General features: G+C 43.0%; 20 protein-coding genes. 15 read left to right on the top strand and 5 right to left on the bottom strand.

What is annotated here, in order from left to right:
* Positions 1-122 precede the first annotated feature (122 nt).
* Positions 123-1,640, top strand: a complete 1,518-nt coding sequence (locus tag DQQ10_RS07230) for an RICIN domain-containing protein (RefSeq protein ID WP_221409691.1) — start codon at positions 123-125, stop codon at positions 1,638-1,640.
* A 69-nt stretch (positions 1,641-1,709) separates the two neighbouring features.
* On the opposite strand, the gene DQQ10_RS07225 is transcribed toward DQQ10_RS07230, so the two are convergent.
* Positions 1,710-5,795, bottom strand: coding sequence for a hybrid sensor histidine kinase/response regulator transcription factor (locus DQQ10_RS07225; RefSeq protein WP_165823831.1), 4,086 nt, complete (start codon positions 5,793-5,795; stop codon positions 1,710-1,712).
* Positions 5,796-6,051: 256 nt separating this feature from the next.
* Between DQQ10_RS07225 and DQQ10_RS07220 the strand changes: the two genes are divergently transcribed.
* From DQQ10_RS07220 to DQQ10_RS07205, 4 genes are all read left to right on the top strand, one after another.
* Positions 6,052-7,227: a glycoside hydrolase family 53 protein gene (locus DQQ10_RS07220; protein ID WP_165823830.1), complete on the top strand. Its 1,176-nt coding sequence runs from the start codon at positions 6,052-6,054 to the stop codon at positions 7,225-7,227.
* Between the two features lie 31 nt (positions 7,228-7,258).
* Entirely contained in the window at positions 7,259-9,826 is a 2,568-nt protein-coding gene (locus DQQ10_RS07215; RefSeq protein ID WP_165823829.1) for a cellulase family glycosylhydrolase, read from the top strand.
* Positions 9,827-10,080: 254 nt separating this feature from the next.
* A complete protein-coding gene (locus DQQ10_RS07210; RefSeq protein ID WP_112746140.1) occupies positions 10,081-13,188 on the top strand; it encodes a SusC/RagA family TonB-linked outer membrane protein in 3,108 nt (1,035 codons plus the stop codon).
* Positions 13,189-13,203: 15 nt separating this feature from the next.
* On the top strand, positions 13,204-14,697 hold the full coding sequence (locus DQQ10_RS07205; RefSeq protein WP_112746139.1) for a RagB/SusD family nutrient uptake outer membrane protein: 1,494 nt from the start codon (positions 13,204-13,206) through the stop codon (positions 14,695-14,697).
* 147 nt (positions 14,698-14,844) lie between these two features.
* Here DQQ10_RS07205 and DQQ10_RS07200 read toward each other — a convergent pair whose 3' ends face one another.
* Positions 14,845-15,192, bottom strand: coding sequence for a hypothetical protein (locus DQQ10_RS07200; RefSeq protein WP_112746138.1), 348 nt, complete (start codon positions 15,190-15,192; stop codon positions 14,845-14,847).
* 502 nt (positions 15,193-15,694) lie between these two features.
* Here DQQ10_RS07200 and DQQ10_RS07195 point away from each other — a divergent pair.
* The 5 genes from DQQ10_RS07195 (at position 15,695) to DQQ10_RS07175 (ending at position 20,023) form a co-directional block, all read left to right on the top strand.
* Positions 15,695-16,033, top strand: coding sequence for an RNA recognition motif domain-containing protein (locus tag DQQ10_RS07195; RefSeq protein ID WP_112746137.1), 339 nt, complete (start codon positions 15,695-15,697; stop codon positions 16,031-16,033).
* Between the two features lie 214 nt (positions 16,034-16,247).
* A complete protein-coding gene (locus tag DQQ10_RS28380) occupies positions 16,248-16,385 on the top strand; it encodes a LacI family DNA-binding transcriptional regulator (RefSeq protein WP_112746256.1) in 138 nt (45 codons plus the stop codon).
* 64 nt (positions 16,386-16,449) lie between these two features.
* A complete protein-coding gene (locus tag DQQ10_RS07185) occupies positions 16,450-16,905 on the top strand; it encodes a type 1 periplasmic-binding domain-containing protein (RefSeq protein ID WP_112746136.1) in 456 nt (151 codons plus the stop codon).
* Between the two features lie 555 nt (positions 16,906-17,460).
* Complete coding sequence (locus tag DQQ10_RS07180) at positions 17,461-17,886, top strand: response regulator (RefSeq protein ID WP_112746135.1); 426 nt, start codon at positions 17,461-17,463, stop codon at positions 17,884-17,886.
* 28 nt (positions 17,887-17,914) lie between these two features.
* Positions 17,915-20,023 carry a PAS domain-containing sensor histidine kinase gene (locus tag DQQ10_RS07175; RefSeq protein ID WP_112746134.1) on the top strand — a complete coding sequence of 703 codons (2,109 nt, stop codon included), beginning with the start codon at positions 17,915-17,917 and terminating at the stop codon, positions 20,021-20,023.
* 5 nt (positions 20,024-20,028) lie between these two features.
* On the opposite strand, the gene DQQ10_RS07170 is transcribed toward DQQ10_RS07175, so the two are convergent.
* Positions 20,029-20,655 (bottom strand): hypothetical protein, encoded by a 627-nt coding sequence (locus tag DQQ10_RS07170; protein WP_133259571.1) that lies wholly within the window; start codon positions 20,653-20,655, stop codon positions 20,029-20,031.
* Positions 20,633-21,151, bottom strand: coding sequence for an RNA polymerase sigma factor (locus tag DQQ10_RS07165; RefSeq protein ID WP_112746132.1), 519 nt, complete (start codon positions 21,149-21,151; stop codon positions 20,633-20,635). The genes DQQ10_RS07170 and DQQ10_RS07165 overlap by 23 nt, the downstream gene beginning before the upstream one ends.
* Positions 21,152-21,299: 148 nt before the next feature.
* Here DQQ10_RS07165 and DQQ10_RS07160 point away from each other — a divergent pair, with 148 nt between their 5' ends.
* The 5 genes from DQQ10_RS07160 to DQQ10_RS07135 all read left to right on the top strand — a co-directional run bounded on the left by DQQ10_RS07160 (position 21,300) and on the right by DQQ10_RS07135 (position 25,710).
* Positions 21,300-22,157 (top strand): ATP-grasp domain-containing protein, encoded by an 858-nt coding sequence (locus tag DQQ10_RS07160; protein ID WP_112746131.1) that lies wholly within the window; start codon positions 21,300-21,302, stop codon positions 22,155-22,157.
* Positions 22,158-22,213: 56 nt separating this feature from the next.
* Positions 22,214-23,371: a hypothetical protein gene (locus tag DQQ10_RS07155; RefSeq protein WP_112746130.1), complete on the top strand. Its 1,158-nt coding sequence runs from the start codon at positions 22,214-22,216 to the stop codon at positions 23,369-23,371.
* 368 nt (positions 23,372-23,739) lie between these two features.
* Positions 23,740-24,765, top strand: coding sequence for a porin family protein (locus DQQ10_RS07150; RefSeq protein ID WP_165823827.1), 1,026 nt, complete (start codon positions 23,740-23,742; stop codon positions 24,763-24,765).
* A 584-nt stretch (positions 24,766-25,349) separates the two neighbouring features.
* Positions 25,350-25,490 (top strand): RNA 2'-phosphotransferase, encoded by a 141-nt coding sequence (locus DQQ10_RS07140; protein WP_112746127.1) that lies wholly within the window; start codon positions 25,350-25,352, stop codon positions 25,488-25,490.
* The gene (locus tag DQQ10_RS07135) at positions 25,444-25,710 is read left to right on the top strand and encodes a dihydrofolate reductase family protein (RefSeq protein ID WP_165823826.1); all 267 of its coding nucleotides are present in this window, start codon (positions 25,444-25,446) and stop codon (positions 25,708-25,710) included. The genes DQQ10_RS07140 and DQQ10_RS07135 overlap by 47 nt, the downstream gene beginning before the upstream one ends.
* 49 nt (positions 25,711-25,759) lie before the next feature.
* On the opposite strand, the gene DQQ10_RS07130 is transcribed toward DQQ10_RS07135, so the two are convergent.
* Complete coding sequence (locus DQQ10_RS07130; protein WP_112746125.1) at positions 25,760-26,224, bottom strand: hypothetical protein; 465 nt, start codon at positions 26,222-26,224, stop codon at positions 25,760-25,762.
* Positions 26,225-26,469: the final 245 nt, after the last annotated feature.

Genomic DNA, 26,469 nt, shown 5'->3' with positions numbered 1-26,469 from the left:
AGTTGATTATTTCAATCGTTTGTTCTTTTCTCCAAATGTCCTGCTGCATTTGTCAATCTGCCCCCGGTCTGATCATCATCGTGCTGCTACTTTTAGGTTTCACAAACCAAATACTTAAGCCTATGAAAAGAAAGATTAGTTTATCCGTATGGTGTTTGATGATCGTGGGAGCTTTTCTCATGATGCGTTGTACAAAAGATGAAATCGTTGACTTTCCGGTGGAGACAACAAAAGGTATCGATAAGAAACCGCTGTATCGCGATGTTCAAGAGATTGCCGCTGTTGGCGTTGGTATCGCCGGCGTAAACTGGGCCGATGGTCGTGATAATTTTGTCGACGGTTGGGTGATTCCTTCAGGATTAACGGCATCGGATGATTACACCACAGTGTCGGCAAAGGCGAATGCAATACTCACTGGTTTTCAAACCAACATGCCAGGATGTAATGCGGTGAGACTGCCAATTAATCCACCGTCGGTACTCGAGTCATGGTGGACCGCTTATTCGGGTACGATCGATCGCGCACTGAGCAAAAACATGAAAGTTGTACTTGCTTGTTGGGAAGGTGCTTCCTCCCGCAATGGACTCATCGATGATGTCGCTCAATTCTGGAATATGTGGACGGCTGTTGTCAACAAGTATGGAGGAAGTAGTAATGTGTATTTTGAAGTTTTCAACGAACCACATGGCTACACACTTGCGCAGTTGACAACAATCTATGCTGAATTTTTGTCGCGTTATCCTAATGTTCCAAGGGGAAGGATTATCCTAGGTGGAACAGGTTATTCGGAGAATGTAACAGGCGTTGGAGCTGATAGTCGTTTTACAAGTTGTCTTCTTGCACTTCATAATTATGCTTTTTGGGCGACGAGACCAACAACGTTAGACTGGGAGCAAGATTGGAAAAATAGAATTGGTTCTTATGGTGCACGAACCGTGGTAACTGAATTTGGTGCAGCGATGACGACGGGAAAAAATTATACGGGTGCAGTGAACGGCGACAATGAAATTGCCTACATCCAAGGTTCAACTAATCTTTTTAGAAGCGCGGGAATTTCAAGTATGTATTGGCCAGGCCTGCGCGATAACGATAGCTATTCGATTCAGAATCGCGGTGGTACTGGAACTAATATAACACTAACCACAACCAATGCGTCAGGCGTAACACGCATTCGTTACGGATGGGGTGAAAATGTGAATGGGGGGCCATTCAATCCAACCGCTTACTATCGTATCATTAATAGAAATAGTGGACAAGCACTTGATGTTAACGGAGGGGCTACTACTGATGGCGCTGCAATCATTCAGTGGCCTTGGAATGGCGGCAATAATCAGCAATGGCAACTTGTGGATCAAGGTGGCGGTTATTATCGAATTCAAAACCGGAACAGTGGAAAGCCTGCTGATGTCAACGGTGGGTCTATTGCAAATGGTGCGACTGTGATTCAGTGGCCATGGAATGGCGGCAACAATCAGCAATGGCAATTGGTTGACAATGGCAACGGTTACTACCGAATTCTAAATCGCAATAGTGGACGAGCTATGGACGTGAACAGCGGATCTACTGCAAATGGCGCGAGCGTTATTCAATGGCAATGGAACGCTGGTAATAATCAACAGTGGCAGATCATCCAGCAGTAGGATATCATATTAAGCCTGGGATTTTTATCCCAGGCCTTTTGTCATGCTACTAGCGCGTTCTTAAAAATTTCATTTTGCGTTGCCATCGTTCGACTCCAGGTCTTCACTCACATCATATGAATGTTTGCTTTCCCGTTGCTGATATTCTTTAGGTGTTGTACCAATCTCCGTTTTAAAGCATTTCGAGAAGTAGGAGAGGTTTGAGAAGCCGACCTCATACATAATTTCAGAAATGTTGCCTTCTTTGTTTTTTAGCAATATCGACGCCTTTTTGATTCGATACTTTTTGATGATCTCATTGGCGCTTAAATGCGTGAGCGATTTTAACTTTCGGTACAAGTGCGTAGAACTCATACCCATCTCATCGCTGAGAAGTTCAACACTAAAATCTGGATTTGAGATATTTGCCTCAATCGTATTCATTACTTTTTTAAGAAAGCGATCGTCTTCGTTTTCTTTATTGTTCTTCTCCTGAGGTTGCGTGATAAGTTCGTTTTTGAAATATTGTGCAAGCTCAGCCTTGCGTTCCAACAAGTGATCAATGTGAGCTTCGAGAAGTTCAATTTCAAATGGCTTTGTCATGTAAATGTCGGCGCCCATCTTAATTCCTTCTACTTTCTGTGTCGTAAGGCTTTTTGCAGTAAGCAGAATGAAAGGTATATGTCGTGTTTTGTTGTCTTCTTTAATGCGTCGGCATAATTCTAAGCCGTCCATCACAGGCATCATGATATCGCTGATGATAATCTCCGGTGCAAACTGACTTACCTTGTTTAATGCTTCTGATCCGTTTTCAGCAATCACGAAGTTGTATTTTTCTTTCAGTGTTACCTGAATGAAGTCGATCATGTCTGCATTATCCTCCGCTAAAAGAATGATGGGCTTGGATGAGCGAAGGTTGAATTCATATTCTGTCGTAGAACTTTCAACGGTGCGCTTTGCGAGTACATCGACTTCCGTGCCTTGATCATCGCGTTGCACTGGAAAATGCTCGTGCCCGAGTGGTAGGAGAACAACAAAAGTACTACCGTGATCCTTTGAGCTTACCAATTTGATTTCACCACGATGCAGTTTGGTGTATTCGGCAACTAAGGTCAGACCAATTCCGGAGCCATTCTCGAATTTACGTGCTTCCTGAACTTGATAAAATTGTTCAAAGATTTTAGACTGCTCTTCTTGCGCAATTCCAATACCGGAATCTGAAATGGCGATACTCACGTACCCCTCGCGAGGACTGTCAGATTTCGCAACAGAAATTTTGAAGTTTATTTTTCCTTCTTTCGGTGTAAACTTGAATGCGTTCGAGAGTAAATTGAAGATAATGATTTCGACTTTCTCTTTATCTGCCCACACTTCACATGTTTCGATTTCTGGATCGAACGTAAAAGTGATTTCACTTCGTGCGGCTTTATCGGTAAATAGCGTGTGTAATTCTCGGCAAAATCCTATAAGATCAAACCAGCTGAGTTTTAAGGCCTGATTTTCATGTTCTAGTTTTCTGAAATCAAGAATTTGATTGATGAGGCGAAGCAAACGTTGCGAATTTTTTTCAGCCAGCGTAATGAGCCGTTTATTTTCTTCGTCTAAGTTATTGCGTTTGATAATCTGCTGAATCGGTGGAATGATCAAACTGATTGGTGTTCGAAGTTCGTGTGAGATGCTCGTGAAGAATTGTTGCTTGGCGCGAATTAATTCTTCAGCATGCTCTTTTTCGACGCGCGTGAGCTTGATTTCATTCTTAAGTTTCAAGCGGATTACATACACGCGAAGCCCAACCAGAATCGTGACAATGGCCAACACGATGTATATCGCAATGAATATTGGACTCAAGAACAATGGAGGATTTACAATAACTTGAATGCTCGTCTCGCGATCGCTCCAGATACCATAATTATTGGTGCCACGAATCTTAAGCGTATACTTCCCAGGGAGTAGATTAGAATATACGGCAAAGTTTTTCACACCTGACACATAGTGCCATTCTTTTTCTTGTCCTTCGAGTTTGTAAGCAAAAACGTTGATCTCAGGTTGCCAATAGTGTAGCGATGCAAAGCTGAAGGTAACGGATCGCTGGGCATAGTCCAGTTCAAGCTCGCGAATAAATGCAACATCAGTTGTCAATGTTGTGTTGCCATTCAAGACTTGAAGTGGTTGTATGCTTTTGTTATTGACGTCGATGTTCGTGATAAATACGTTGGGTTTGTATGGTGTTGTTTTTATTCCGGCGAAGAATGAAATGTAGCCATTGTCGCCACCAAAGAGAATTTGATTGTCGAATGTCCGCGCAGCGCAATTGCTGTAAAAGGTTTTTAGTGGAAGGTCCTTTTCTAAAGGAAATAATTCGAAATCCTTTGTTGTTGGGCTATACTTGATAACGAACTTGTCTGATGCAGCCCAGATATTTCCGAAGTTATCGGAGATGATGTTGTTAAAATTGATATCCGTACCTGTCGTGATTGGATGAACGGTAGCCGAGTCTAAACTTGGTTTGTACTCGATAAGTTCGTTCGCGGCCCCGGTCCAGATACTGCCTTGCGGAGCGTAGTGCAAGGTGTAAATATCTTTTCCGGTAGCCACAGCGTTGTAACGATGCACTTTTTTCGCGCCGAAGGTATTGAGGTCTATGCGGTGGAGCTGGTTGTTATGAATCGCCCATAAGGCGTTTAGTGCATAGGTTATTTTTTCCGAAGCAAAGTCTCCAACGAATTCAAACTTTGCGGCACTTAATGTGTTGATGTCACTCACGAGTTTAAATAAACCGCCCTCCCAAGCGCTTACCCAAAATGAGCCGTCGACGCCCTTGATAAACTTCGCAATGTAGTTGGATGTTAACCCTGTACTATTCCCTGCGTTGATCGTATGCATTTTTTTATGCACCTCATCCCATACATTAATGCCCCCAGCCGTTCCAATCCAGATACGCTCGTTGTCGTCTTCCTCTAAAGCAAATACGTTGTTCAAAATTAGGCGTTCTTGTGGGGGTGACTCGATGTTAAATACTTTTTGCGTATTGGTGCGCGGATCAATTCTCACCACGCCATGTATGGTGGCTATCCAAACAATGCCGCGCTTCGATACGAGTATCGCCTTCGATTGATTACCAACCATTTGGTCGCCGATGCGGTGAGTGATTTCGTGATAGGAAAATAGTCGATTATCTTTATTAATGCGACTAAGACCGTTGGAGGTTACAATCCAAATGATGCCACCTGCATCTTCGAAGATCTCCCAAATCATGTTATTGGGAATAGAATATCGCAGCTGTGGATTATTGAAGTACGCTTTATTTGTTTTTGATCCCGTAGTAAAAACATTCAACCCAAAATCCGTACCCAGCCACAATTCTCCATTCGGACCGACATAAATATTTTTAATTACCTCATTGCTAAACCCGGCGTTCTCGCGTGTAAAATGCTTGTAGCTTTTTTGAACTTTGTTGAATAAACACAATCCCGTCTCTGTGCCAATCCAGAGAAGTGAATCATTTCCTTTTACGGGTTTAATGTCACAGATAAGATTGTTCTTCAGCGCTGGTTTATAGTCGCGTTTTAAATCGTAGTGCTTAAACTCAAGATCGCTGGGCAATAATGTATTGAGGCCATCATAAGTACCCACCCACAGAACGCCTGCGTTATCTTCGTAGATGCTTCGAATCGTATTATGACTCAGTTTACTATTCTCAACTGTGAACGTGATAAATTTTCCATCGTTGTGTTTGACAAGGCCATTCGCAGTTCCGATCCAAATGTTGTTGTCTTTATCTTTGTACAGTGTTCGTATCGCAGCCTCAAACGTTAAATCTATTCGCGTGATTTGAAAATTCTTTGTATTGATTTTACAGAGTCCACGCCAGGTACCGATCCAAAGAAAATCGCCATCCACCAACAAGCAACTGATTTCATTTGCGGGGAGAGAGTTCGCGTTTTCATTTCGTTTGAATGTCTTAAAGGAATAGCCATCAAAGCGCGCTAATCCGTTACCCGTGCCGATCCATATGAACTGATTTGAATCTTGGGCGATCGAATTAATGACGTTGGATGGTAGCCCATCGCGTGTCGATAAGTTAGAAAAGAAAAGTTGTTGTCCGCTTGCGGAGGTGAACGCCATGATCAAAACAAGACCGGCAAAAACAAATATTCTGGCGACAGTTAGGAGCATACGGATCGAGACCATGAAAATACAATCTTCGTGGCGAATATCGTCGCGGAGTCAAAACTCCAACGTCGCGTGCGATACGCGGCTATTTGCGAACGTTGCATTGAATTCCCTGAAATGCTGATAGATACGCCGTTTTCTTGGCAATAATTGAGCGAATCTTCCACATCGGATGTATGAATTTTGTTACTTCATGTACGTTTTTTTCACACAACAGCAACCGTTTGAAATGAAATTGCATGCAGCTTTTATGATGACTATGATTAGACAAATTACATTTTGCTCCGTATTGCTGCTGTTTTGTTGCAGTTCGGATCCCGATCAAGAAGAGGTTAAGCCTCCGGTAACCACGACGGATGATTTCTTGTACGGCGCGGACCTTTCTTATGTGAACCAGGTTCTCGACAAAGACGGAGTTTTTAAAGTTGGTGGTACAACGAAAGACCCTTACAAGATCTTTGCTGAAAAAGGTACCAAACTTACCCGGTTCCGACTTTGGCATAATCCGTCTTGGACGAAAGAAGTATATGGCGATGATGGAACACAACTATACAACGATTATCAAGATGTAGAAAAATCGATTACGCGCGCGCGTGCAGAAGGAATGAAGATCTTGCTTGATTTTCATTATTCTGATACGTGGGCAGATCCATCTAAACAATTTATTCCAGAAGCATGGACAGAAATTACTTCTATCGAGGTGTTGAAAGATTCTGTTTACAATTACACCTTTAAGACGCTTAAAATGCTAAATGCAAAAGGCCTCATGCCAGAGTTTGTTCAACTTGGAAATGAATCGAACTGCGGCATGCTTTACTCCGAAGCACCTGAAGGCTTTCCTAATGGGAATGGCTGCGATGGCCAATGGAGCAATCTCGGACAGATTATCAATGCTGGGATTAAAGCTGTTCGTGACGTTGCGGCAACGTCGACGGTAAAAACAAAGATTATATTGCACGTTGCCGATCCTAAAAACGTAGACTGGTGGTTTACCAATATTACCAGTAGCGCATCCGTTACAAACTTTGATATTATTGGATTTTCTTATTATCCGCTGTGGCATACAACCGTAACGTTCAATAAGATATCAGACAACGTGGCCGCGTTCAAATCAAAGTTCAACAAGGATGTGATCATTTTAGAGACAGCGTATCCATGGACCGTGAATGGCAATGATGGATATAATAATTTATTGGGTGGCACGCCATTGAGTGGATATCCATTTTCGGAGCAAGGTCAATATGATTTTATGGTTGCGCTTACCAAAGAAGTTAAGGACGGAAAAGGTATTGGCGTGATCTATTGGGAACCTGCATGGATCAGTTCGAAAATGAAAGATCTATGGGGAACAGGTTCTGCGTGGGAGAATGCAGCATTCTTCAACTATAATGGAAATGCAATGAAGGCATTTGACTATGCCACATACAAATACTAGCACAAGGAGTAATAAAATGAATTTGATGGGTATGAAAGAAGTCCTACGCGGATTTCAAATGGTAGTTTTTTGTCTGCTCATAGCAGGTAATAGCATCGCGCAGAAGACACAAGATGTTTATGTTGATAAAGCCGGTGTGATGCGTTGGGGAAGCACCAAACAAGAAGTGTATGGATTCGGTGTGAATTATACAGCGCCCTTCGCGCATGCGTATAGAAGTGCAAAAAAATTAAACGTTGATATTGAAAAGGCTATCGAACAAGATGTCTATCATTTTGCGCGATTGGGTTTTGACGCGTTTAGAATTCATGTGTGGGATACTGAGATTAGCGATTCGCTAGGGAATTTACTGGATAACGAACATTTTCGATTATTTGATTTCATGTTGAACAAGATGAAGCAACGCGGAATCAAAATATTCCTTACGCCCATCGCTTTCTGGGGAAATGGTTATCCCGATATGGATGAGAAAACACCAGGCTTCTCACACAAGTATGGAAAAGATGCGTGCCTTGTGAATGAAGCTGCAATAAGAGCACAGGAAAATTATTTGTATCAGTTTTTGAATCACGTGAATCCTGAAACGGGAGTTGCTTATAAGAACGATCCGGATATCGTCGGCTTCGAGATTTCAAACGAGCCACATCATCGTGGTACACCTGCGGAGGTAGAGAAATACATTAATCGAATGGTGAGTGCCATGCGCAAGACTGGTTGCAAGAAGCCTATTCTTTACAATGTGAGTCATAGTATTCATCTAGGTGAAACGTACTTTAAGTCGAATATCGATGGCGGAACATTTCAATGGTATCCGACGGGACTTGGCGCACAACATGAACTTCGCGGCAACTTTCTTCCGAACGTGGATCGCTACGTGATGCCCTTCGATAACGTATCCGCATTTAAATCAAAGGTGAAAGTCGTTTATGAGTTTGATGCTGCAGATGTAGGACGTTCATACATTTATCCTGCCATGGCGCGAAGTTTTCGCGAGGCGGGAATTCAATGGGCAACACATTTTGCCTACGATCCGACTTTTCTCGCGTATGCCAATACGGAGTACAACACGCATTACATGAACTTGTTGTATGCTCCGCAAAAGGCACTGAGTCTAAAAATTGCCGGCGAAGTTTTTCATCAAGTTCCACGGTATAAAAAGTACGGTGCTTATCCTACCAATACAAAATTTGATGGCTTTCGCGTGAGCTATGAAGAGGATCTGGCGGAATATAATTCAGAGTCGAAATTCTTTTATACAAATACAACACCAAGCGTGCCTGTCAACACAAGTAAACTCAAACATATCGCAGGTTATGGAAATTCCAATGTGGTGAAGTATGAAGGAGAAGGCGCATATTTTTTAGATCAACTCGAGGCTGGCGTGTGGCGACTCGAAGTTTATCCCGATGCCGTTTGGGTCGACAATATCTTTGGAAAGAATAACCTGAACAAAGAGGTAGCAGTTCTTCATTGGAATGAATGGACGATGGAAGTTAATCTTCCAGATCTTGGTAGTAGTTTTTCTCTTCAGGGCATTCAGAACAATCTGCAAAAGTCAGTTGACGGCAAAGCCTTTGCTGTAACTCCAGGTGTTTATATTCTTGCCAAGAAAGGAAGTGGTTTTGTTCTTGATGCAAATGCGAGATTCAAAAATATCACGGTCGGGGAATATGGCGCGGTAAAATCTACTTTAAAGAAATCGTATCTTGTCCATGATCCCTTGAGGCAAGTGATTGCTGGGAAAGACGTGACAATCAAGGCGCAGATCGTCACAAATGAAAATCCGGATAGTGTTTTACTTTATGTTGACAACGGTGGGCCTAGACGCGCATTGAAGATGAGCCGTGTTTCAGGTTATACCTATGAAGCACACGTTGCTGCTAAAGATGTTTCACCGGGTTATTTGAACTACTGTTTCGGGAGTTTCTATCACGGGGCTTTGAAAGTTTATCCGTCGGGTACTGGGTCACCATTGAGTTGGAGCTTTGATGGCGACACGTATTCCACCGCTGTGGTAGCAACATCAAACTCCCTTTATGTATTCAATGCGGCAACGGATGCCAAAGAAGTATCGAAAGAGTGGAGGAAGGGATCGAAACTCATCCCCACGGCAGATCAATCGGTGGTGATGTACCAAGAAATCCCTAAACTATTCGTTCTCGACGAAGAGAACCTTGAGGGGCAACCGCTGCACGATTATTCACTGCGCTATAATTTCAAACCCAATGTAGCCGGCCGAAAGGATGAGCTGTCGTCGTTTAAAAAGATGGTCATCAAAGCGCATAGCGTCGATGCTGATTTTCCGCTGCAAGTTGCACTTGTCGACAACCAGGGTAACACTTACGGTGCGTTGATTGCGCTAAAGCAAGATGTGCATGAATACGAAATTGCTTTTGAAAATCTCCAGCCTGTAAAACATGTTACGCTGCCAAGACCTTATCCGACCTTTCAACAGTATTTCTTTCAGCCAGATGTAACCGGTTCCTTCGATGTTAAAAATGCAGAAACCCTACAGATATCTGTGGGACCAGGTTTAGATGCGAAGACGTTAGAATCTTCATATAAGTTTGGTATTGAAAGTATACGATTTGAGAAATAGTTAGCCGGTTAGTAGTAGTTCAACCAGTTTTGCCTACCAGGAGAGAGCCCTTCCTGGTAGGCTTTTTTGTTTTTATAAGCCAAGTGTCCGATGTCGGAGACGTTTTTTCTGATGCTCAAATTTTCTTACTAAAAGCATGATTTTTAAGTGGGGATGTACGAATTGCAACACTTCATGTAGGATTCGTTTCGGTCTTTGCAATCGTTTGAGTCGAATTTGCAATCGTGTGTAAAACAACTCAAACCAATTTTACTATGCTTAAAAATTTACTACGCTTAGGATGTTTCCTGCTTTTGACTTGCGTCACCGCGCAAGCACAAAAGGTCGTCAATGGAAAGGTCCAGGACGAAACAGGAGCAGGATTGCCGGGGGCTGCCGTGCTTTTGAAAGGAGGCAGTACCGGGACGGTTTCGGATGCTGATGGAAACTTTACGATTTCTATTCCCGACAATGTCAAAGATGCCGTGCTCGTATTCAGTTCGATCGGATTTAGTCAACATGAAGAGGTCGTTGGTGATCGCACTTCTATTTCGGTATCACTTGTTCCGGATATTCAAACGCTTGGCGAAATTGTTGTCGTTGGTTACGGTACGATGCGCCGTGAAGACATTTCCGGTTCTGTCACATCCATCTCCACGAAAGAACTTCCTCAAGTTGCCAACACTTCAGTTGATCAGCTTCTCACCGGACGCGTTCCCGGATTAAATGTGTCGCAGCGAAGTGCGCAACCTGGAGGTGGACTTCAAATAAATGTGCGCAACGCCATTTCACCGCTTGGAAACAATTCGCCACTCTATGTAATTGATGGTGTTCCTATATTTAACAATGCTTCTGCGGAGCGTTCTCTGTCGGATGGCAAGATCGGCTTTAGCGGTGGTGTAGATCGCAATCCACTGAACGCAATCAATCCTTCCGACATTGAATCGATTGATATTTTAAAAGATGCTAGTGCTACAGCTATTTACGGCGCGAATGCTGCCAACGGTGTTATTCTCATTACAACTAAGCGCGGTAAAAAAGGTGCTCCGAAAATTGAGTATCGCGGAAGTTATACGGTTCAAACACCCAAGAAATATATCGAGGTTTTTCAAGCAAAGGAGTTTATGCAAGAGCATAACCGTCTCGCCCACGATCTCTATCTATTGAACAACAACCTTGCGCCTTATGGAAACACAGATCCTAACTCGGTAGCAGCGTTCGCGCCAACTTTTTCAGAGTCAGAAATTCAAGCATCGGGAAACGGAACAGATTGGCTCGATATGCTCATGCGTAACGGGAAAATCAATGAACATAATTTGTCAATCTCCAGTGGAAACGACAACAGCCAGCTTTACGTCGCTCTGAATTATTTCAATAACAAAGGAATTCTAGAAAACTCTGACTTTACGCGGTACACGGCGCGTGTCAATTTCGATCAGCGCATTGGTAGCCGCGTTAACTTCAAGCTGAATGTAACAGGCAGTCAAATTGACAATAGCAACGTTACATCAGGTGCAAACTCGGGTGGTGTTGAGAAGTACAATATGTTGCAGTCTGCGTTTGCATTTTCGCCAACGCGATCGGTATACGACGACAATGGTCGATTTACTAAAACCTTTGATACGCAAATCACAAATCCAGCAGCGTTCTTGATCATGGACGACAACGCGACCACTACACGCGTGATCATCACACCAACTGTGGAAGTGAAGATACTCGAGCATTTGAAACTCACTGCGCTGGTAGGAGCGGATCGTCAAAATGCGCAACGCGACTTTTATTTGCCACGTGCAGCGCAAAATTTCCAGCTGCCAAATGGTATGGCCCAGAAAAGCAATTCGAATATCTCGAACTACATTGCGGAGTCTTACCTGACGTTTTCAAAAACGATTAACAAAAGCGCGTTTGATATCGTGGCTGGATTTGGAATTTATAGAACAGCAACTAATCTAATGGAAGTTGAAGCAGTTGATTTTCCTACCGATGCGTTCGGTGGCGACAATCTTGGTGCAGCGAGAGATCTCACACAAACATCGTTAGGATCGTGGCGAACGGAACGCAAGCGCTTGTCTCAATTTTTCAGAATCAACTATAGCTTTAATGATCGTTACATACTGACACTTACCGGCAGAAATGACGGCGACAGCTACTTCGCCGAAAACAAGAAGTATGGATTTTTTCCAGGAGCTTCAGTTGCATGGAAGATCAGCAATGAAGGATTTATGGCTGGCGCCGCCGTGGTGTCTGATCTTAAGTTGCGTGCTGGTTTCGGTCAAACGGGAAATGCAACGGTGTCGGGAAGTGCACTTTCATTATATGGCGGAAATTATCCTTATCCCATTGGGAATATTTTATACGGCGGTGTCGCACTCACGCAGTTGGCGAATCCTAATCTGACTTGGGAAACGAATGAGACGATCAATGTCGGTTTAGACTTTGGAATACTCAGCAATCGCATTTCTGGATCATTGGACGTTTACAGAAGGTCGGCAAAAGATCTCCTCGCGTACACGAACTTGCCGTTGAATAATGATGTGAGTCGCTTGTTGATTAACAGTGGTACAACCAGGAGCGAAGGCGTAGAGTTGCTCATCAATTCAAACAATCTCGAAGGTGCACTGAGTTGGAATACAACGTTTAATGCGTCGACATCGCGAAGTGAATGGGTAGAAGGAAATCCATGGGCGTCCGTAAATCCATGGATCAACGATGGCGATCCGTACACGGCGATTTATGGATGGAAAACCGATGGTATCATTCAAAGTACAGAAGAAATTCCTTCGTACATGCCAAATGCAAAACCTGGAAACATCAAATACCTCGATGACAACGGCGATGGCGTTTTGGATAGCAAAGACATTGTATTGCTTGGACAAAGCGCGCCAAAATGGAATTTCGGTCTGGCGAATACATTCCGCTATAAGAATTTTGATTTGAATCTATTCGTGTATGCGTATACGGGTAACGTTGCGTCAACAAATTCCATTGGCCAAGGGTTTGACCCGGCTACACCAGGGCGTCGTCTTGCGCTAAGCAATATTCAGAATGTACCTGTTCAAATTAGAGATGTGTGGACATACGATCGTCCTATTGGAACGTTACCAGGTGTTGCGCCGGACGCATATAGCGGAAATAATCCATCGGGTGCAAATGATTTCTACTTGCAGAAAGCAAACTTCATACGCTTGAGAAACATCACGCTTGGCTATAATTTTTCAGATGCCGCACTTGCCAAGACGTTCATACGTTCCGCGAGAATTTTCTTCGACGTGCAAAATGTGGCGAAGATCACCAACTTCGATGGCTTTGATCCTGAAATTTTGGAAACGAATCCATATCCACAAGCATTGTCGACTACAATCGGTGTTAACCTTGGCTTTTAATAAAACGAGATCAATATGAATTTCTTAAAATATAGTAAACAATCATTTCAACGTGGCGTCGTGATGATGTTCGGTCTTTTCGCGCTCACGGCATGCGAAAACGAATTGGATACCAAAGTCTATTCAGAGCTAACGCCATCGAATTTTTATCAGAGTGAAGATGATTTTAATTCGGCCGTCGTTGCCCTTTACAATCCATTCACTTCTGACTGGGGTACAGAAGATACTGGGGACGGCGTGTATTATCCGTCGCTGTTTAATGCAAACAATCGCACGTACTTACTGCGTTCCATGCTGACGACCGATGAGATAGAGAACGGTTGGGATGCAAATTTGGAATCGTTTAATTGGGGACCTGCAACCTGGCAAGGCACAAATGAAACGGTGTACTTCAAAATTCGCTACATCGCAAGAGCAACGTCGGCGATCGATAACATGAGCAAGTCTACCTTCGTGTCGGATGCTGTCAAGAATAAATACATCGCGCAAGCAAAAACACTTCGTGCTTGGTTGATGTATATCATGTACGATTTCTTCGGTCCAGTAAATGCGAAAGTTGATCCGGCTACATTGACAAGCACGGTGATTGAGCCGCGTATGGATGATGCAACGTATCTATCGCAAATCGAAAAAGATCTGGTAGAGGCAATGCCCGATCTTGCATCGATGTATAACGATGATGCGCCAAATTGGGGACGTGTTTCGCAGGGGACAGCGCGCATGATTTTGTTAAGGCTCTACATGCATACTAAGCAATGGGAAAAAGCCGAAGCTGTAGGCAAAGAGATTCTGGCAATGCCCTATGAACTTCAGGATAACTATGCCGATATCTTTAAGAATGAAAGAAACAAGGAAGTGATTTTCGCGGTATCGTCGAGTACTGCCGCGCCGAATTGGTATCCTCAACACGTGTTCCCCGACAACTACGCATCGTCGCCGATCATTGCCCGCGGTGGTGGTTGGTACGGTTATTCAATGCCTTGGAATTTCTTCGACAAATTTGAATCGGATGACCTTAGAAGAACGACAACAATCATTTCATCTTATACGAACACATCTGGAACGATCACAGATCGCACCAACGGATTGCGCGGTGCCATACCGTTGAAATATACGGGGATCACCGGCCCTGGTCCCAGCTATCCCGACGATGTTGTAATATTTCGACTGGGGGAAGTTTATTTATCTGTAGCGGAGGCAATCAATGAACAACGCGGTCCGAGTGATGCGTATGAATTCGTAAATGAAATTCGCGCGCGTGCAGGAGTGGACGACTTTGAAGGAATGACGAAGGAGCAGTTTCGCGAGGCGATCCTGGATGAGCGTGCTCGTGAATTGTATGCCGAAGGAACGCGCCGTCAAGATTTAGTACGCCATGGCAAATTCATCGCCAATGCCGTTACGCGTGGGAAGGATGCTGATCCGGGTGAGGTGTTATTTCCAATCCCTGCGTCGGTGGTGATACAGGCGAATGGAATTGTAAAACAAAACGACGGATATGTAGACTAACGGTTTTCAAATGCTTAGGTGGTAAATGAGCAGGGTGGGGTTGAAGAGACCTCACCCATTTTTTTTGAGATGAGTTGAATCGGTTCAAATAAAAAATCCGGCACGATAGCGCACCGGATTCTCTCAAAATGGGGAAGTAAAGTCAGCTTAGCTATTTTCTGCTGGTGCTGCTGTTACCTTATTGACATGGAACTTGAACTGCTTATCCATTGAAAACTCATAGGTCGAGGTGGCAATCATTTCGATTGCTTTCGGCGACAACTGAAGAATTTCCCAGAGATCTTGTGCTACGACAGAATTTTTTAGACCGCTAACAGCCTTTCCGCCAGATACTTGAAGAGAAAAAGCGTAGCCGCCTTTTTGTTTTGGGTTCAGCGCCTTGAATTCGTGATTCGAGAGCTGATAAGATTGAGGCTCGGTAGTCGATTCAATCATCATCTTCAGGATAGCCGGACGATATTTATGCCATACTGGCGTGTAGGTTCTTGTTAACATGATCGTTTTGGTCGTATAAAATTTTGAATTTATTGAAAGCGTTGGTGTTAGCGCTCTGAATTTTGCGGCCTAACTGTCTGTCCTGAACTACCGCGGCTGCCGTTTGACTATTTTCTTTAGATCGTGAGAGGCGATGCTATGGGCAGCTTCGATAGTGGGAACAAAGCTAAGCATAATTGCCTAAGAAAGAGCGATCGGCGCGTAAAATGCCCGAATAAAACCAAATTTAGACCTTCTACAGGGTTCATTTGACTTATATGCAATAATTACTACCTTTGTAAATCGATTGTGGAAATATTATTAACTGCACCTTGTTTCGCGAGCCGTAGCCTATTTATAAATCTCCTCAAGTAATCGGTGTCCTTACAAACAAGTTAAACACATAGAAAAGTTAATAAACAGATCTCAGCAGCTTCAAAATCAGTTATCAGTTATCGCATAGTGACGAGATCCTAGAACCATATTAAATTTATATTTTCGACTCATTTAACAATTATTTATAATGAACATTTACGTAGCAAACATTCCCTTTAAAGCGTCAGAAGATGAATTAAGAGAGTTATTCGAACAGCATGGCGAAGTATCTTCAGTGAAGATCATCCTTGATAGAGAAACTAACCGCAGCCGCGGTTTCGGTTTTGTAGAAATGTCTGACGACGAGTCTGCAAAGCAAGCAATCAATGCACTCAATGGATATAGTTTCCTTGGCAAAGAGCTTTTGGTAAACGAAGCTAGACCTAAAACTGACGCTCCTCGTGGCGGTGGTTTCGGTAACCGTGGCGGAAGCGGCGGATACGGTAACCGTGGCGGCGGTGGTGGTGGTTTCAATAAGAAATGGTAATCAGCACTTATGCTATAAGAAAGAACCCTTGCTAAGAGGGTTCTTTTTTTTGTCGTCACTTTTTCCCCAGATCCCCCGGTTCAAAGCTCTCGATGTCCGCCCAACCGTTATTCAACCTCTCCTAAACCGGGTCAAGATAATATGGGTAACTTGTCACGCTTGATTCGTTTAATCCAACGTTGACATTTCATGAAGGCGCCTAAAACAAAGCCATATTGCCGACATCGCCAAGAAATTAAAAATTTCTAAAACAACAGTCTCGTTTATCCTCAATGGTAAAGCTAAAGAGAAGAGAATCAGCGACGAGTTAATCGACAAAGTGTTCAAGCACGTAAAGAAAGATCGGTTATGACCGAATTAGTTCGCACAAAGCTTACACACCGGCAAAACGCACGTTATCGGACTAATGGTCGAGGATATTTCCAATCCTTTTCTATGCCAGCATCGCGAAAAAAATCGAAGTGAAGGCACATAAGAACGGATATAAGATAGTTTACTGCAGCACGGAAAATGATAAAGACCGCGGTAAAGAATTCCTGACCATGTTTGCCACCCTTGGCGTCGATGGGTGCCTCATGGCACTGACCATGGGGATGGAAAAAGATATTGCCGCGTTGATCGATAAGAGGATGAACATCGTACTGGTCGACCGTAAGTTTAAAAACACGGGAGCCGATGTTGTGATGGTGAACAATCAGGAAGGCATGTATGCACCAGTGAAGCATCTCATCGATCGTGGTTATAAAAATATTGGATTAATCGCACTTGCCTTAGACAATCCTGAAAGAGAAGATCGTATTCTCAGGTATCATCAAGCGGGTGCGCGATCACAACTTGCCTTTATTCTTGTATCCACTTCCATTCAAAGTTGAGCACCAGCATTATGTTCACGAGGTTACGAGAATCCTTAGCGGGAATAGGGATCTTGATGCGGTTGTGTTCGGTACAAATTACTTGGGAATTATCGGACTCGAAGCGATCAACACGTTGAACCTTCGTATACCCTAAGATCTGGCCGTGGTCTCTTTCGACGATCATGATCTGTTCCGTCCATAAACCAAGTATCACCGTAATTTGCTCAACCCATAGAAGATATTGCGCAGTCGGTGATTGAAACGTTATTGGTAAAAATGGAGAACGGTGAACACGAAGCGACAACAAATACGGTTATGTTATCAACTTCGCTTATCCAACGCGGATTCTCTTAACCACCGAAGCACAACACTTCTAAATGCTATTGCCAGTTCTTCTTTGGCACAAGATTTTACCTTAGTGATGTTCAACTTTTGCACGTACATTCTTGAAAAAAGGCAGTAGATACTTCAACAAAACGGAGGGAGCTTTGATAATACAGCGTATTTTGCAGTATGAGTTGAATGTTGGAGCAGGTAGTGTGATCATCAATCGGGCATCAGCTAGAGAAGTTCATGCAGAAAGATAAACCACTTTTCAGACAATTTGCTTTAGCCGATGACGACACGGATGACGCTGGTCTATTTGCCGAGGCACTCGCGGAAGTTGATCCGAAGATACAATTGTGTCTGGCTGAAAATGGAAAGGTATTACTTGATAAAATCAGCACAGGTCGGTGCGAATGGCCCGATATCATTTTTCTCGATGTAAACATGCCGGAGATGAATGGATGGACTTGTCTCGGTGAGCTTAAAAAACACGCTACGTTTAGCAAGATCCCGGTCATCATGTATTCTACATCATCACATGTGCGCGATAGAGCTGCTGCTGCACGTCTTGGTGCAAACTTCTTCTACACAAAGCCCGATAGTTTTCAGCAGCTGAAAGAATTTCTCCGCTACTTGATTGATCATCCTGAAACGTTTCAGATCGCAAGTTGATAAACATTTAAAAATGTAGGTATCGCGTATGGTGCAACGTAAACGTACAAAACCGTCGTCGTCAAAATCCAAAAAGGGAATTGAAATTGTGTCGAAGAAAACGACGGCAGCATCTGAGGAGAATCTGCGATCTGAAAGTGCGATGGTTGAAGATTTTCAGACACTCCAAGGTGTCTTGAATGAAGTTGAAGAGTACGCAATCATTCAGCTCGATTTAAAGGGTACAATCAAGTCGTGGAATAAAGGTGCTGAATCGATAAAAGGATACAAAGCAAAGGAAATTGTTGGCAAGAACTACCGGATGTTCTATACCAGTGAAGATAAAATGGATAGGCTTTCTGAAAAGCTTTTAGAAGAGGCGAAACAGCAAGGGAAGACATCGTACGAGGGGTGGCGCATTAGAAAAAACGGAACACGTTTCTGGGGAAGTATGACGTTGACGGCGCTTCATGATGCGGATGGCGGCGTCTCAGGATTTTTGAAGGTTACACGCGATTTAACGGAAAGGAAAATTGCAGAGGATAACTTTAGCAATTTTGTCGAAGAGCTGAAGATGAAGAATCAGGCGTTGCGTGAAAGCGAAGAACGTTATCACAAAATGATCGCGGAGGTACGAGACTATGCCATTATTTTGTTAGACAGTCATGGAAAGGTGTTGGATTGGAATCAGGGTGCGGAAAAATTAAAGGGTTACACGCCAGGAGAAATCGTCGGAAAGAGCTTTCGACTTTTTTATCCTAGAGAAGAGAAGGATGCCGGCGTTCCGGAAATGTTGTTGTCGACAGCCGAAAAAGAAGGTAGTGTTACCCATGAAGGTTGGCGCATTCGTAAAGATGGAAAGCGCTTTTGGGGAAATATTGTGATTACCGCTTTGCACGATGATGAAGGTAAGCTCATTGGTTTTTCTAAGGTTACCCGTGATCTGACTGAAAAGAAAAACGCCGAAGACCTGCTCAGCAATCTCATCGAGGAGCTACGGCATTCGAATGAAGACCTTAAGCGAAGTGAAGAGCGTTATCATCGAATGATTGCAGAGATACAAGATTACGCGATCATTCTCTTAAACGAGAAAGGAAATATTGAAAATTGGAATGCCGGTGCTCAAGTCATCAAAGGATATACGCGCGACGAGGTGTTTGGGAAGAATTTTAGAATCTTTTATCCGGCCGTAGATCAACGACGGGGTTTGCCTGAACAACTTTTAAAGGAAGCGCGTCAACGTGGTAAGATTACACATGAAGGCTGGCGGGTACGTAAAGATGGAAGTCAGTTCTGGGGAAATGTAGTGATCACCGCATTGCATAATGAAAAGAAGGAGGTAATTGGTTTTTCTAAAGTGACACGAGACCTCACGGAAAGAAAGCTCGCGGAGGAGGCGCTTCAACGCAGTGCGGCGCAACTCGACTTAAAGAATCAATCTTTAGAAAGGTTGAACGCAGAGCTTTCCTCCTTTACATATGTCGCGAGCCATGATTTAAAAGAGCCTTTGCGGAAGATTCTTACATTTGCGTCGCGTATCAAGGATGTTGACTTTTCGCGTGAACGTAGCGACGAGTTTCTGAACAAGATTGCGCTGAGCGCCGTGAAGATGCAGAATCTCATTGATAATTTACTTTCGTACTCGCAGGTTAGTAATGATCAATCACGATTTGAAAGTGTAGACCTTAACGAGGTTTTTCAATCGGCGAAGGCAGATTTGGAAGTTCTTATTCATGAGAAGCGCGCACAAGTTCAGGCGGGTAGGCTTCCTGTTATTCATGGTATTGGATATCAAATGCAGCAAGTATTCATGAACTTAATATCAAATGCATTGAAGTTTTCTAAAGATGATCGTCGCTCAAAGATCATCGTAAAATCCAAAGTGATCAAAGGGCCTGATGTTCCTTTCGCCGACATAACAGCTGCGGCGAACAAGTATCATCATATTTCCTTTCGCGATAACGGTATCGGCTTCAAGCAAGAAGATGCGGATAAGATTTTCCATGCTTTTCATCGCCTACACGCAAAGGCGCCCATCGCCGGAACTGGCATTGGGCTTTCCATTGTGAAAAAGGTTGTTGATAATCATCATGGCATTATCTCCGCAGAAGGAATACCCGGTGAAGGTGCGGTATTCAATATATACCTGCCGTTATAAGATGATTAATCGCTATCCTTCTGTTCAAAATCACTGATCCGTTTCAGGTCTGCCTCGGCGTTCAGAAGCTTGGTATTGTATGCTCCATAGATCAACCGCGTAAACAGAAAGACAAATGCAGCAATCGCGGCGCCGGCCATACATAGCGATAACAACATTGGTCTGTTCTCGTAAATCGCTATTTTCTTTGCGGTCAAAAGAAAGCTTGGTGTCGTGGTAATAAGCCATAATATCACAATACCCATGTCATATCGTTCCATCTTGCTAGTATGTATTCTGAATTGGCAAATCTCTTTTTGAAGGTCGAGTATGGAGAGTGCGCTGTAGTCAAGCATCTTCAGTGATCGGTGTGAAAAGAAAGACCAAAGCATGGCTGCACCTCCCACGAGTGTTGGGATGCAATACAAAAATGCTGGCCAGACTTTGATGGCGAACACAATCGATATGCCGCAATACACCAACGCCAGGTAGCGTCCGAAAATAGAAAATGTTAACAAGGGGGTGAGCGTGTCTACAGCTTTGTCGAATGACATCTTTCTGAGAAGCGATTCATTGAGTTTCAAACGTGCTTCCAACGCTTTATTCTCTTCCGCCCAGAGCATCTTTAAATCAGTTGGATCGTGTGTAGTCATAGTTATGTTGAATTGCGTTTCTGCACTTGTTTTTGATACGATTTATTTTTGTGGCAACATTTCCTTCGCTGATGCCGAGGATGTCGGATATCTCTTTATGGCTATGATCTTCCAAATGAAGGATAATCAATGCCTTGTTCATTTCATCCAACGTGTTGATGAAGTTGTAAAGGAAATCTCGCCGACTGTGGTATTCGGATACGTCATCTTCTGCGACAATAAAAATGGCTTCATCTAAGCTGGCGTGGTTCGATTGTTTCTTTGTCTTTCGGTAATGACTGATCGCCACGTTAAGCGCTACACGGTAGATCCATGTAGATAGTTTGCATTGCTGATTGTAACTTCTCAACGATTTCCAAAGTTGAATAACGATCTCTTGCTCGAGGTCCCGCCAATCCTCTGCATTTTTGCAATAGGAGCGAATGACCTTCAGAAGGATCCCCTTGTTCTCGCGTAGGATCGCTATAAAGCGATCTTTTTCATTGGTATGGTTCAAGCGATTTTGTGGTTCATTTGTATCATTATTCGCCGCGATTGGTAAAATATCACACGAAGTTCAATTTTTTTTTACCTGGAAACGGATGTAAAGATCCGCTTTTTGGAATCGCCCGTAATCTTCTTTTATTTGGCCCTCAAATTCTCGTATGCGTAAGATTGCCCTGCTAACCTGTCAAAGACTTTCAAACTTGTTTGAAACGGATCAAACGCTTATTCCATTATTTGCCGATAAAGGATTCCAAGCGCAACCTGCAATTTGGAATGATCCAACGATCGATTGGCGTACATTCGAAGCGCTTGTCATTCGAAATACCTGGGACTATTACACACAGCATGATCAGTTTGTTGCGTGGCTCCATAAAATGCGCGACAATCACATTAAACTCCTTAATCCCCCGGACGTCGTATTGTGGAATTTACATAAATTTTATTTGAAGACGTTTCAACAGCAGGGCGTTGCCATTATTGATACACTGTTTTCGTCGGCAATAGCGCCAGTAATGTTGAAAGAAATTGTCGCGCGCGGATGGGAAAACATCGTGATCAAGCCAGCGATCTCGGCAGGTTCTTATCTCACCAAAACTTTTCAGGTTTCGGATATGTCAGAAAATACGTTGTCTGATATTGTTAAGGATGGTGATTGGCTCATCCAGCCTTTTATTCCTGAGATAGAAGTGCAAGGCGAATTATCGATGATCTTTTTTAACGACACATTTTCGCACGCAGTGGTAAAAGTTCCGAAGGCAGGCGATTTTCGTGTGCAACGTCAATATGGCGGGCACTATAAATTAGTTGATCCGGGAGTGTCTCTCATTGATATGGCAGAGAAAATTATTGCATGTGTTGGTGAACCGCTTTTATATGCGCGCGTTGACGGTGTGGTGATTCGCGGTGTATTTCATTTAATGGAACTCGAACTCATTGAGCCTGATCTCTACTTTGAATTCGGAATTGATATTAAGAAGCGTTTCGTAAATGCGGTAACTGATTCGTTGGATCGTTAAAATGCTATTCGATTTTTTTTTGTTTGCGCGGATCATAGCATTTATATTGTTGTATTATGATGGTTACGAAACAAAAGGCTTTTTTTCTTTTGGCGCTTGGCTTCGTGGCGGTCCATGTCTTCATCTTCGCTTTACTCGGTATACGAAATCTATTCGACGCAAATGGCTATATCAGCAGCGCGGATTTTCTTTTTGCCAACGGCGCATTAATCGACAGCAGTCATGTGTTTTATATCGTACCAATAGGGCTGATCACGATATTTCGAGCACTCTTCCCAGGTGAAATTATTCCGTTTCTCTGTTTTCAAACTGCCCTGTCGGCATTGGCGACGATGTATTTGTATAGGGCGTCTGCGTTACTATTCAGGTCAACGTTGTCAGGCGTGATCACAGCAACGCTCTTTATCGTTTGGTTGGACGTTATTCATTGGAATACGGTAGCCATGACAGAATCGATCTTTTGCAGCTTGGTATGTTTTGTTTTGTATCGGTTGGTGATGTTCGAAGGTAGACGCGGCGATTGGATCGTAATTTTTGTTTTGATGGTTCTGTTGTTTTTCACACGCCCAACAAGCATTGTGGTTATGTTAGGTTTGATCGTGTTTTTCTTGCGGCAGTACTCGTCATTGTTATCGTCGAAGCCGATCGTGAAAGTTTTCGTCGGGGTATTTTTGTTGGCGATAATTTTAGTCGGTGCGTATATGATGTTTTCGTTATGGGATTTTACGGATCAATACCGGCGGGGTAATGTTATTACTTATGCCGATGTTGTCGAAGGTACGGAGCTTAGCAATAAAGGCATGCGAGTGGATACCGTTGGTGTACAGTTTCAAGAATCGACCGCACACCCGCTTATAAAAATGGCTGATTTTATTTTTCAGAATCCCATTCACTTTGCCAAAGCTGGTATGTTAAAACTTTGGTATTTGTTGTCGGCAACGCGACCTTACTATTCGTCGATGCACAATGTCTACGCGTTGTGTTGGATGCTGTTGTTATACACGTTGGCGTTCATGGGCATCAAGCGTGGCGTGTCATTCTCTCTTGTGTATGCTGTGATGGGTATCGTAGTTTTTAATTGTATGCTCATCGCCATTGGAACAGTCGATTGGGATAATAGATTTTACATTCCAATGGCGCCAGGTATCGTGTTGTTTGCCGGTGGAGGAGGAGCGTTGATAATGGAAAAATTGAAGAAAGTGGGTAACATTTGAATTGTTGTTCGAATTAAGTTAAAGTCCTACCTTTAAGGGATCGGAAAGAACCCCATAAATGGTCAGTATCCCTGATAACTTATTCTGTGCAGAATCTCACTTCTGTAACTGGTGCATTCTAAGTAGTTACTTCCTTTAAAGAAAATTAGTATAGCGCTTAACAATCATCATGAGAACGTGTTTTCTATTCCTGTTGACGACCATTTTAACCGTTAATAGCTACTCCCAAATCCTGTTTGATAAAGGATATTACATTGATCATTCGGGTAATAAAATTAATTGCCTGATTAAAAATGCTGATTGGAAAAAATAACCCGACTGAAATTGAATCTAAAGATTCAGAAAACGCAGCGTCCAGAAAATTAACAATGGATTCAATTCTGGAGTTTGGTATCGATGGTGCTTCAAAGTATATCACGCGGAAAGTACAAATAGACAGGTCTAGCGCTTTTCTAGCCGATTTAAGTAATGACAGAAATCCAACTTTCACCGAAGAGCAGGTGTTCTTAAAAGTTCTGGTGGAGGGTGAGCGTAATTTGTATGAATATGTAGATGGTAACCTGATTCGCTTTTTTTATTCGAAAGATTCTGTTGTTCAACAATTGATTTTTAAAACGTATCGATCTGTCGATGGAAAAATTGGGCAGAACAATACCTTTCGACAACAATTACTCAACGATTTCAAGTGTCCTGCTTTTAGTACAAAAAAGTTTGAAACCTTGGGATACAATCGGAAGGATCTGGCGCGCTTTTTTGGTGAGTATAGCGCTTGTCATAACGTTATGCCAGTTGACTTTAAGCCAAAACAAAAGCGTGATTTTTTTAATCTGTCATTAAGACCTCGCTTCAATGTTTCAACGTTGCAAATCCAAAACGCAGACGGATATAACGATCAAGTCGATTTTGGCAGTCGTGTTGGATTTGGTTTTGGAGTGGAATTGGAATTTGTTTTGCCATACAATAAAAATAAGTGGTCATTCATCCTTGAGCCCACCGCTCAAAGATTTGAATCTGTAAACAATAAGAAGGTTAATAATGTCTACGGGGGAGTGTTGGTCAGTAAGGTTGATTATAGTTCGTTAGAGATACCTGTCGGCGTAAGATATTATTCTTTTCTGGGTGATAAATCGAAAGTATTTTTTAATGCGGCTGTTATCTTTGATTTTGCTTCGAAATCGCTCATTACGTTTGATAGAGCAGATGGGTCGAATGCTCGAAGCGACTTGAAAATCCAAAGTAGAAATAATCTTGCTTTCGGTGTTGGCTATAAGTATGCAAACAGGTTGGGGGTGGAGGTGAGATATCAAGCACCGCGTGAGATATTGAATGACTATCTGAAATGGAGTTCCGAGTTTACGACGTTTTCAGTGGTAGTCGGATATTCATTATTTTAGGTATAAGGCGTTTGTGAGCTTAGATTTTCAACCGCTATTCGGCAAGCCGTTTATCCTGGTGTGATGACGATGGAGAATGTGTGGTGGATATGCATTCGTCCATCGAAAACAATGTGAAACGGTAATGGTTTTGCTCAAAAGTGACGATGTAAGCTGTCTTGCAAAATGAACACCACGAGAGGAAGTACATGAACAAGCTGACTAAATTTTCCTTTATACTACTACAGATCGCGAGCCTGTTATTGATCGTGGTTTATTTGATCGCTGTGATAACTGTTGGGGCGGCAGGGCATAATGTTTGGAGCGCGGTCACATTTTTCTGTGTCGTGTCGTTCGCGCTTGTACTGGCATTTTTGCTCTTGATCTTCCAACGTAAGCCAACGCGCATAGTCCGCACGTTGCTTTTATTTATTTTGGTGCCCATTGAGGTACTTCTTTGCTTTTATATCGTTATGATTTTTCGAGATGGATTGGTCGACGGCGCGTTGCTTATCGCGTTCATCTTTGGTTTGTTTGTGTCCGCAGCAGCTGTTGTGATAAGGACGCTATTCAAATGGAGGTTTTAATATTCAGCGAAATATTATATGATAACGGAAAAAGAGAGTAGGCGAATAAGCAAGTTGTTAAGTCTAGTCCTAAGACATAGTCCCGAAACAATCGACATTACACTCGATGAAAATGGATGGACTGACGTCGAGCCACTACCTTCGAGAGAAAGGATTTGAAGAAGTTGTTGTCGGCGGTGGCGTCCAGATTTACAATGCGTTCTTGAATAGCGGTACGATTACAGATATATACTTTAACTTTGTGCCCGTGATTGTCGGTGATGGTGGTGTTCTTGGAACTGCGGAGAATTTGGTGACACATTATCGTGTTGCCTCACATACCTTGTTAGCGGAGGGAATTGTGCAGGTTCATTTAACTGAAACTGCTCAAGGTGGATGAAGAATGTATTTACCGATGTTTTAATTTCGACATGCATTCGAGGATGAAGTTATTTCCGGCGGCTGCTAAACATGGAAATCAGGATAAAGCAAAATGCTGATCCTGCGCCAGCAATAGAATGGGTCAGTGCCACTTTCTGACGATGAATGAAAAGTCGTTTCATCAGGTTTTCTGTCATATCCAGACTCTTTTCGGCCACAGGCATTTTGGTAAGAAGCCCGAATAAAGGTAGAGTTCCTGTCAGGGTTAATACCGCTAGTTCACTGGCAACAAAAAATATAACTGCTTGGGTTAATGCATAGTGCGAAAATATCGTTCCTTTTAGCATAAGTAGAATTCCTAAAGCATAAATAGCCGTGACCACTGCAACTCCGAGTGATAAGACCATTAACATAACTTTTGTTTGGCCAACTGACGTTAATTGTAATGCAATGAAAATAATAATGATATACAAAAGGCAAAAGATGAATGTATCCGTTGCGTGTCGAGGCTCGTGAGTTTCGTATGTGGTCATAGCTTTCGTGAATATGTGGTTAGGACTAATCCAAAAATAACAAGATCCAATGACTCCGCGGTTAAGTTGTTGTTTTGTAAGTCGAGGAGGTGTTTTCGTGGCGGAACATCGGTCGTTAGAATCGGAAATTGTGCAAATACATCTGTGTGAAATTGCCAACGTTCGATGATGTTAATTTAAATTGCGTGTCTCTTCGTGAAGTTGGATAAGGTTGTTTGGGCGTCTTTTAACAGCGCTGTTACCTC

Origin of the sequence: Pseudochryseolinea flava, from assembly GCF_003286915.1 — a bacterium.
GTDB classification, from domain to species: Bacteria; Bacteroidota; Bacteroidia; order Cytophagales; family Cyclobacteriaceae; genus Ohtaekwangia; species Ohtaekwangia flava.
Note: the sequence above shows the minus strand (reverse complement) of the source record. Positions and strands in the feature narration are given on the sequence as shown.

Bases quoted from the DNA above. Each gene is read 5' to 3' on its own strand.
- DQQ10_RS07230 (WP_221409691.1), top strand. From the start codon at position 123: ATGAAAAGAAAGATTAGTTTATCCGTATGGTGTTTGATGATCGTGGGA.
- DQQ10_RS07225 (WP_165823831.1), bottom strand. From the start codon at position 5,795: ATGCTCCTAACTGTCGCCAGAATATTTGTTTTTGCCGGTCTTGTTTTG.
- DQQ10_RS07220 (WP_165823830.1), top strand. From the start codon at position 6,052: ATGATTAGACAAATTACATTTTGCTCCGTATTGCTGCTGTTTTGTTGC.
- DQQ10_RS07215 (WP_165823829.1), top strand. From the start codon at position 7,259: ATGAAAGAAGTCCTACGCGGATTTCAAATGGTAGTTTTTTGTCTGCTC.
- DQQ10_RS07210 (WP_112746140.1), top strand. From the start codon at position 10,081: ATGCTTAAAAATTTACTACGCTTAGGATGTTTCCTGCTTTTGACTTGC.
- DQQ10_RS07205 (WP_112746139.1), top strand. From the start codon at position 13,204: ATGAATTTCTTAAAATATAGTAAACAATCATTTCAACGTGGCGTCGTG.
- DQQ10_RS07200 (WP_112746138.1), bottom strand. From the start codon at position 15,192: ATGTTAACAAGAACCTACACGCCAGTATGGCATAAATATCGTCCGGCT.
- DQQ10_RS07195 (WP_112746137.1), top strand. From the start codon at position 15,695: ATGAACATTTACGTAGCAAACATTCCCTTTAAAGCGTCAGAAGATGAA.
- DQQ10_RS07180 (WP_112746135.1), top strand. From the start codon at position 17,461: ATGCAGAAAGATAAACCACTTTTCAGACAATTTGCTTTAGCCGATGAC.
- DQQ10_RS07175 (WP_112746134.1), top strand. From the start codon at position 17,915: ATGGTGCAACGTAAACGTACAAAACCGTCGTCGTCAAAATCCAAAAAG.
- DQQ10_RS07170 (WP_133259571.1), bottom strand. From the start codon at position 20,655: ATGACTACACACGATCCAACTGATTTAAAGATGCTCTGGGCGGAAGAG.
- DQQ10_RS07160 (WP_112746131.1), top strand. From the start codon at position 21,300: ATGCGTAAGATTGCCCTGCTAACCTGTCAAAGACTTTCAAACTTGTTT.
- DQQ10_RS07155 (WP_112746130.1), top strand. From the start codon at position 22,214: ATGATGGTTACGAAACAAAAGGCTTTTTTTCTTTTGGCGCTTGGCTTC.
- DQQ10_RS07150 (WP_165823827.1), top strand. From the start codon at position 23,740: ATGGATTCAATTCTGGAGTTTGGTATCGATGGTGCTTCAAAGTATATC.
- DQQ10_RS07140 (WP_112746127.1), top strand. From the start codon at position 25,350: ATGATAACGGAAAAAGAGAGTAGGCGAATAAGCAAGTTGTTAAGTCTA.
- DQQ10_RS07135 (WP_165823826.1), top strand. From the start codon at position 25,444: ATGGATGGACTGACGTCGAGCCACTACCTTCGAGAGAAAGGATTTGAA.
- DQQ10_RS07130 (WP_112746125.1), bottom strand. From the start codon at position 26,224: ATGACCACATACGAAACTCACGAGCCTCGACACGCAACGGATACATTC.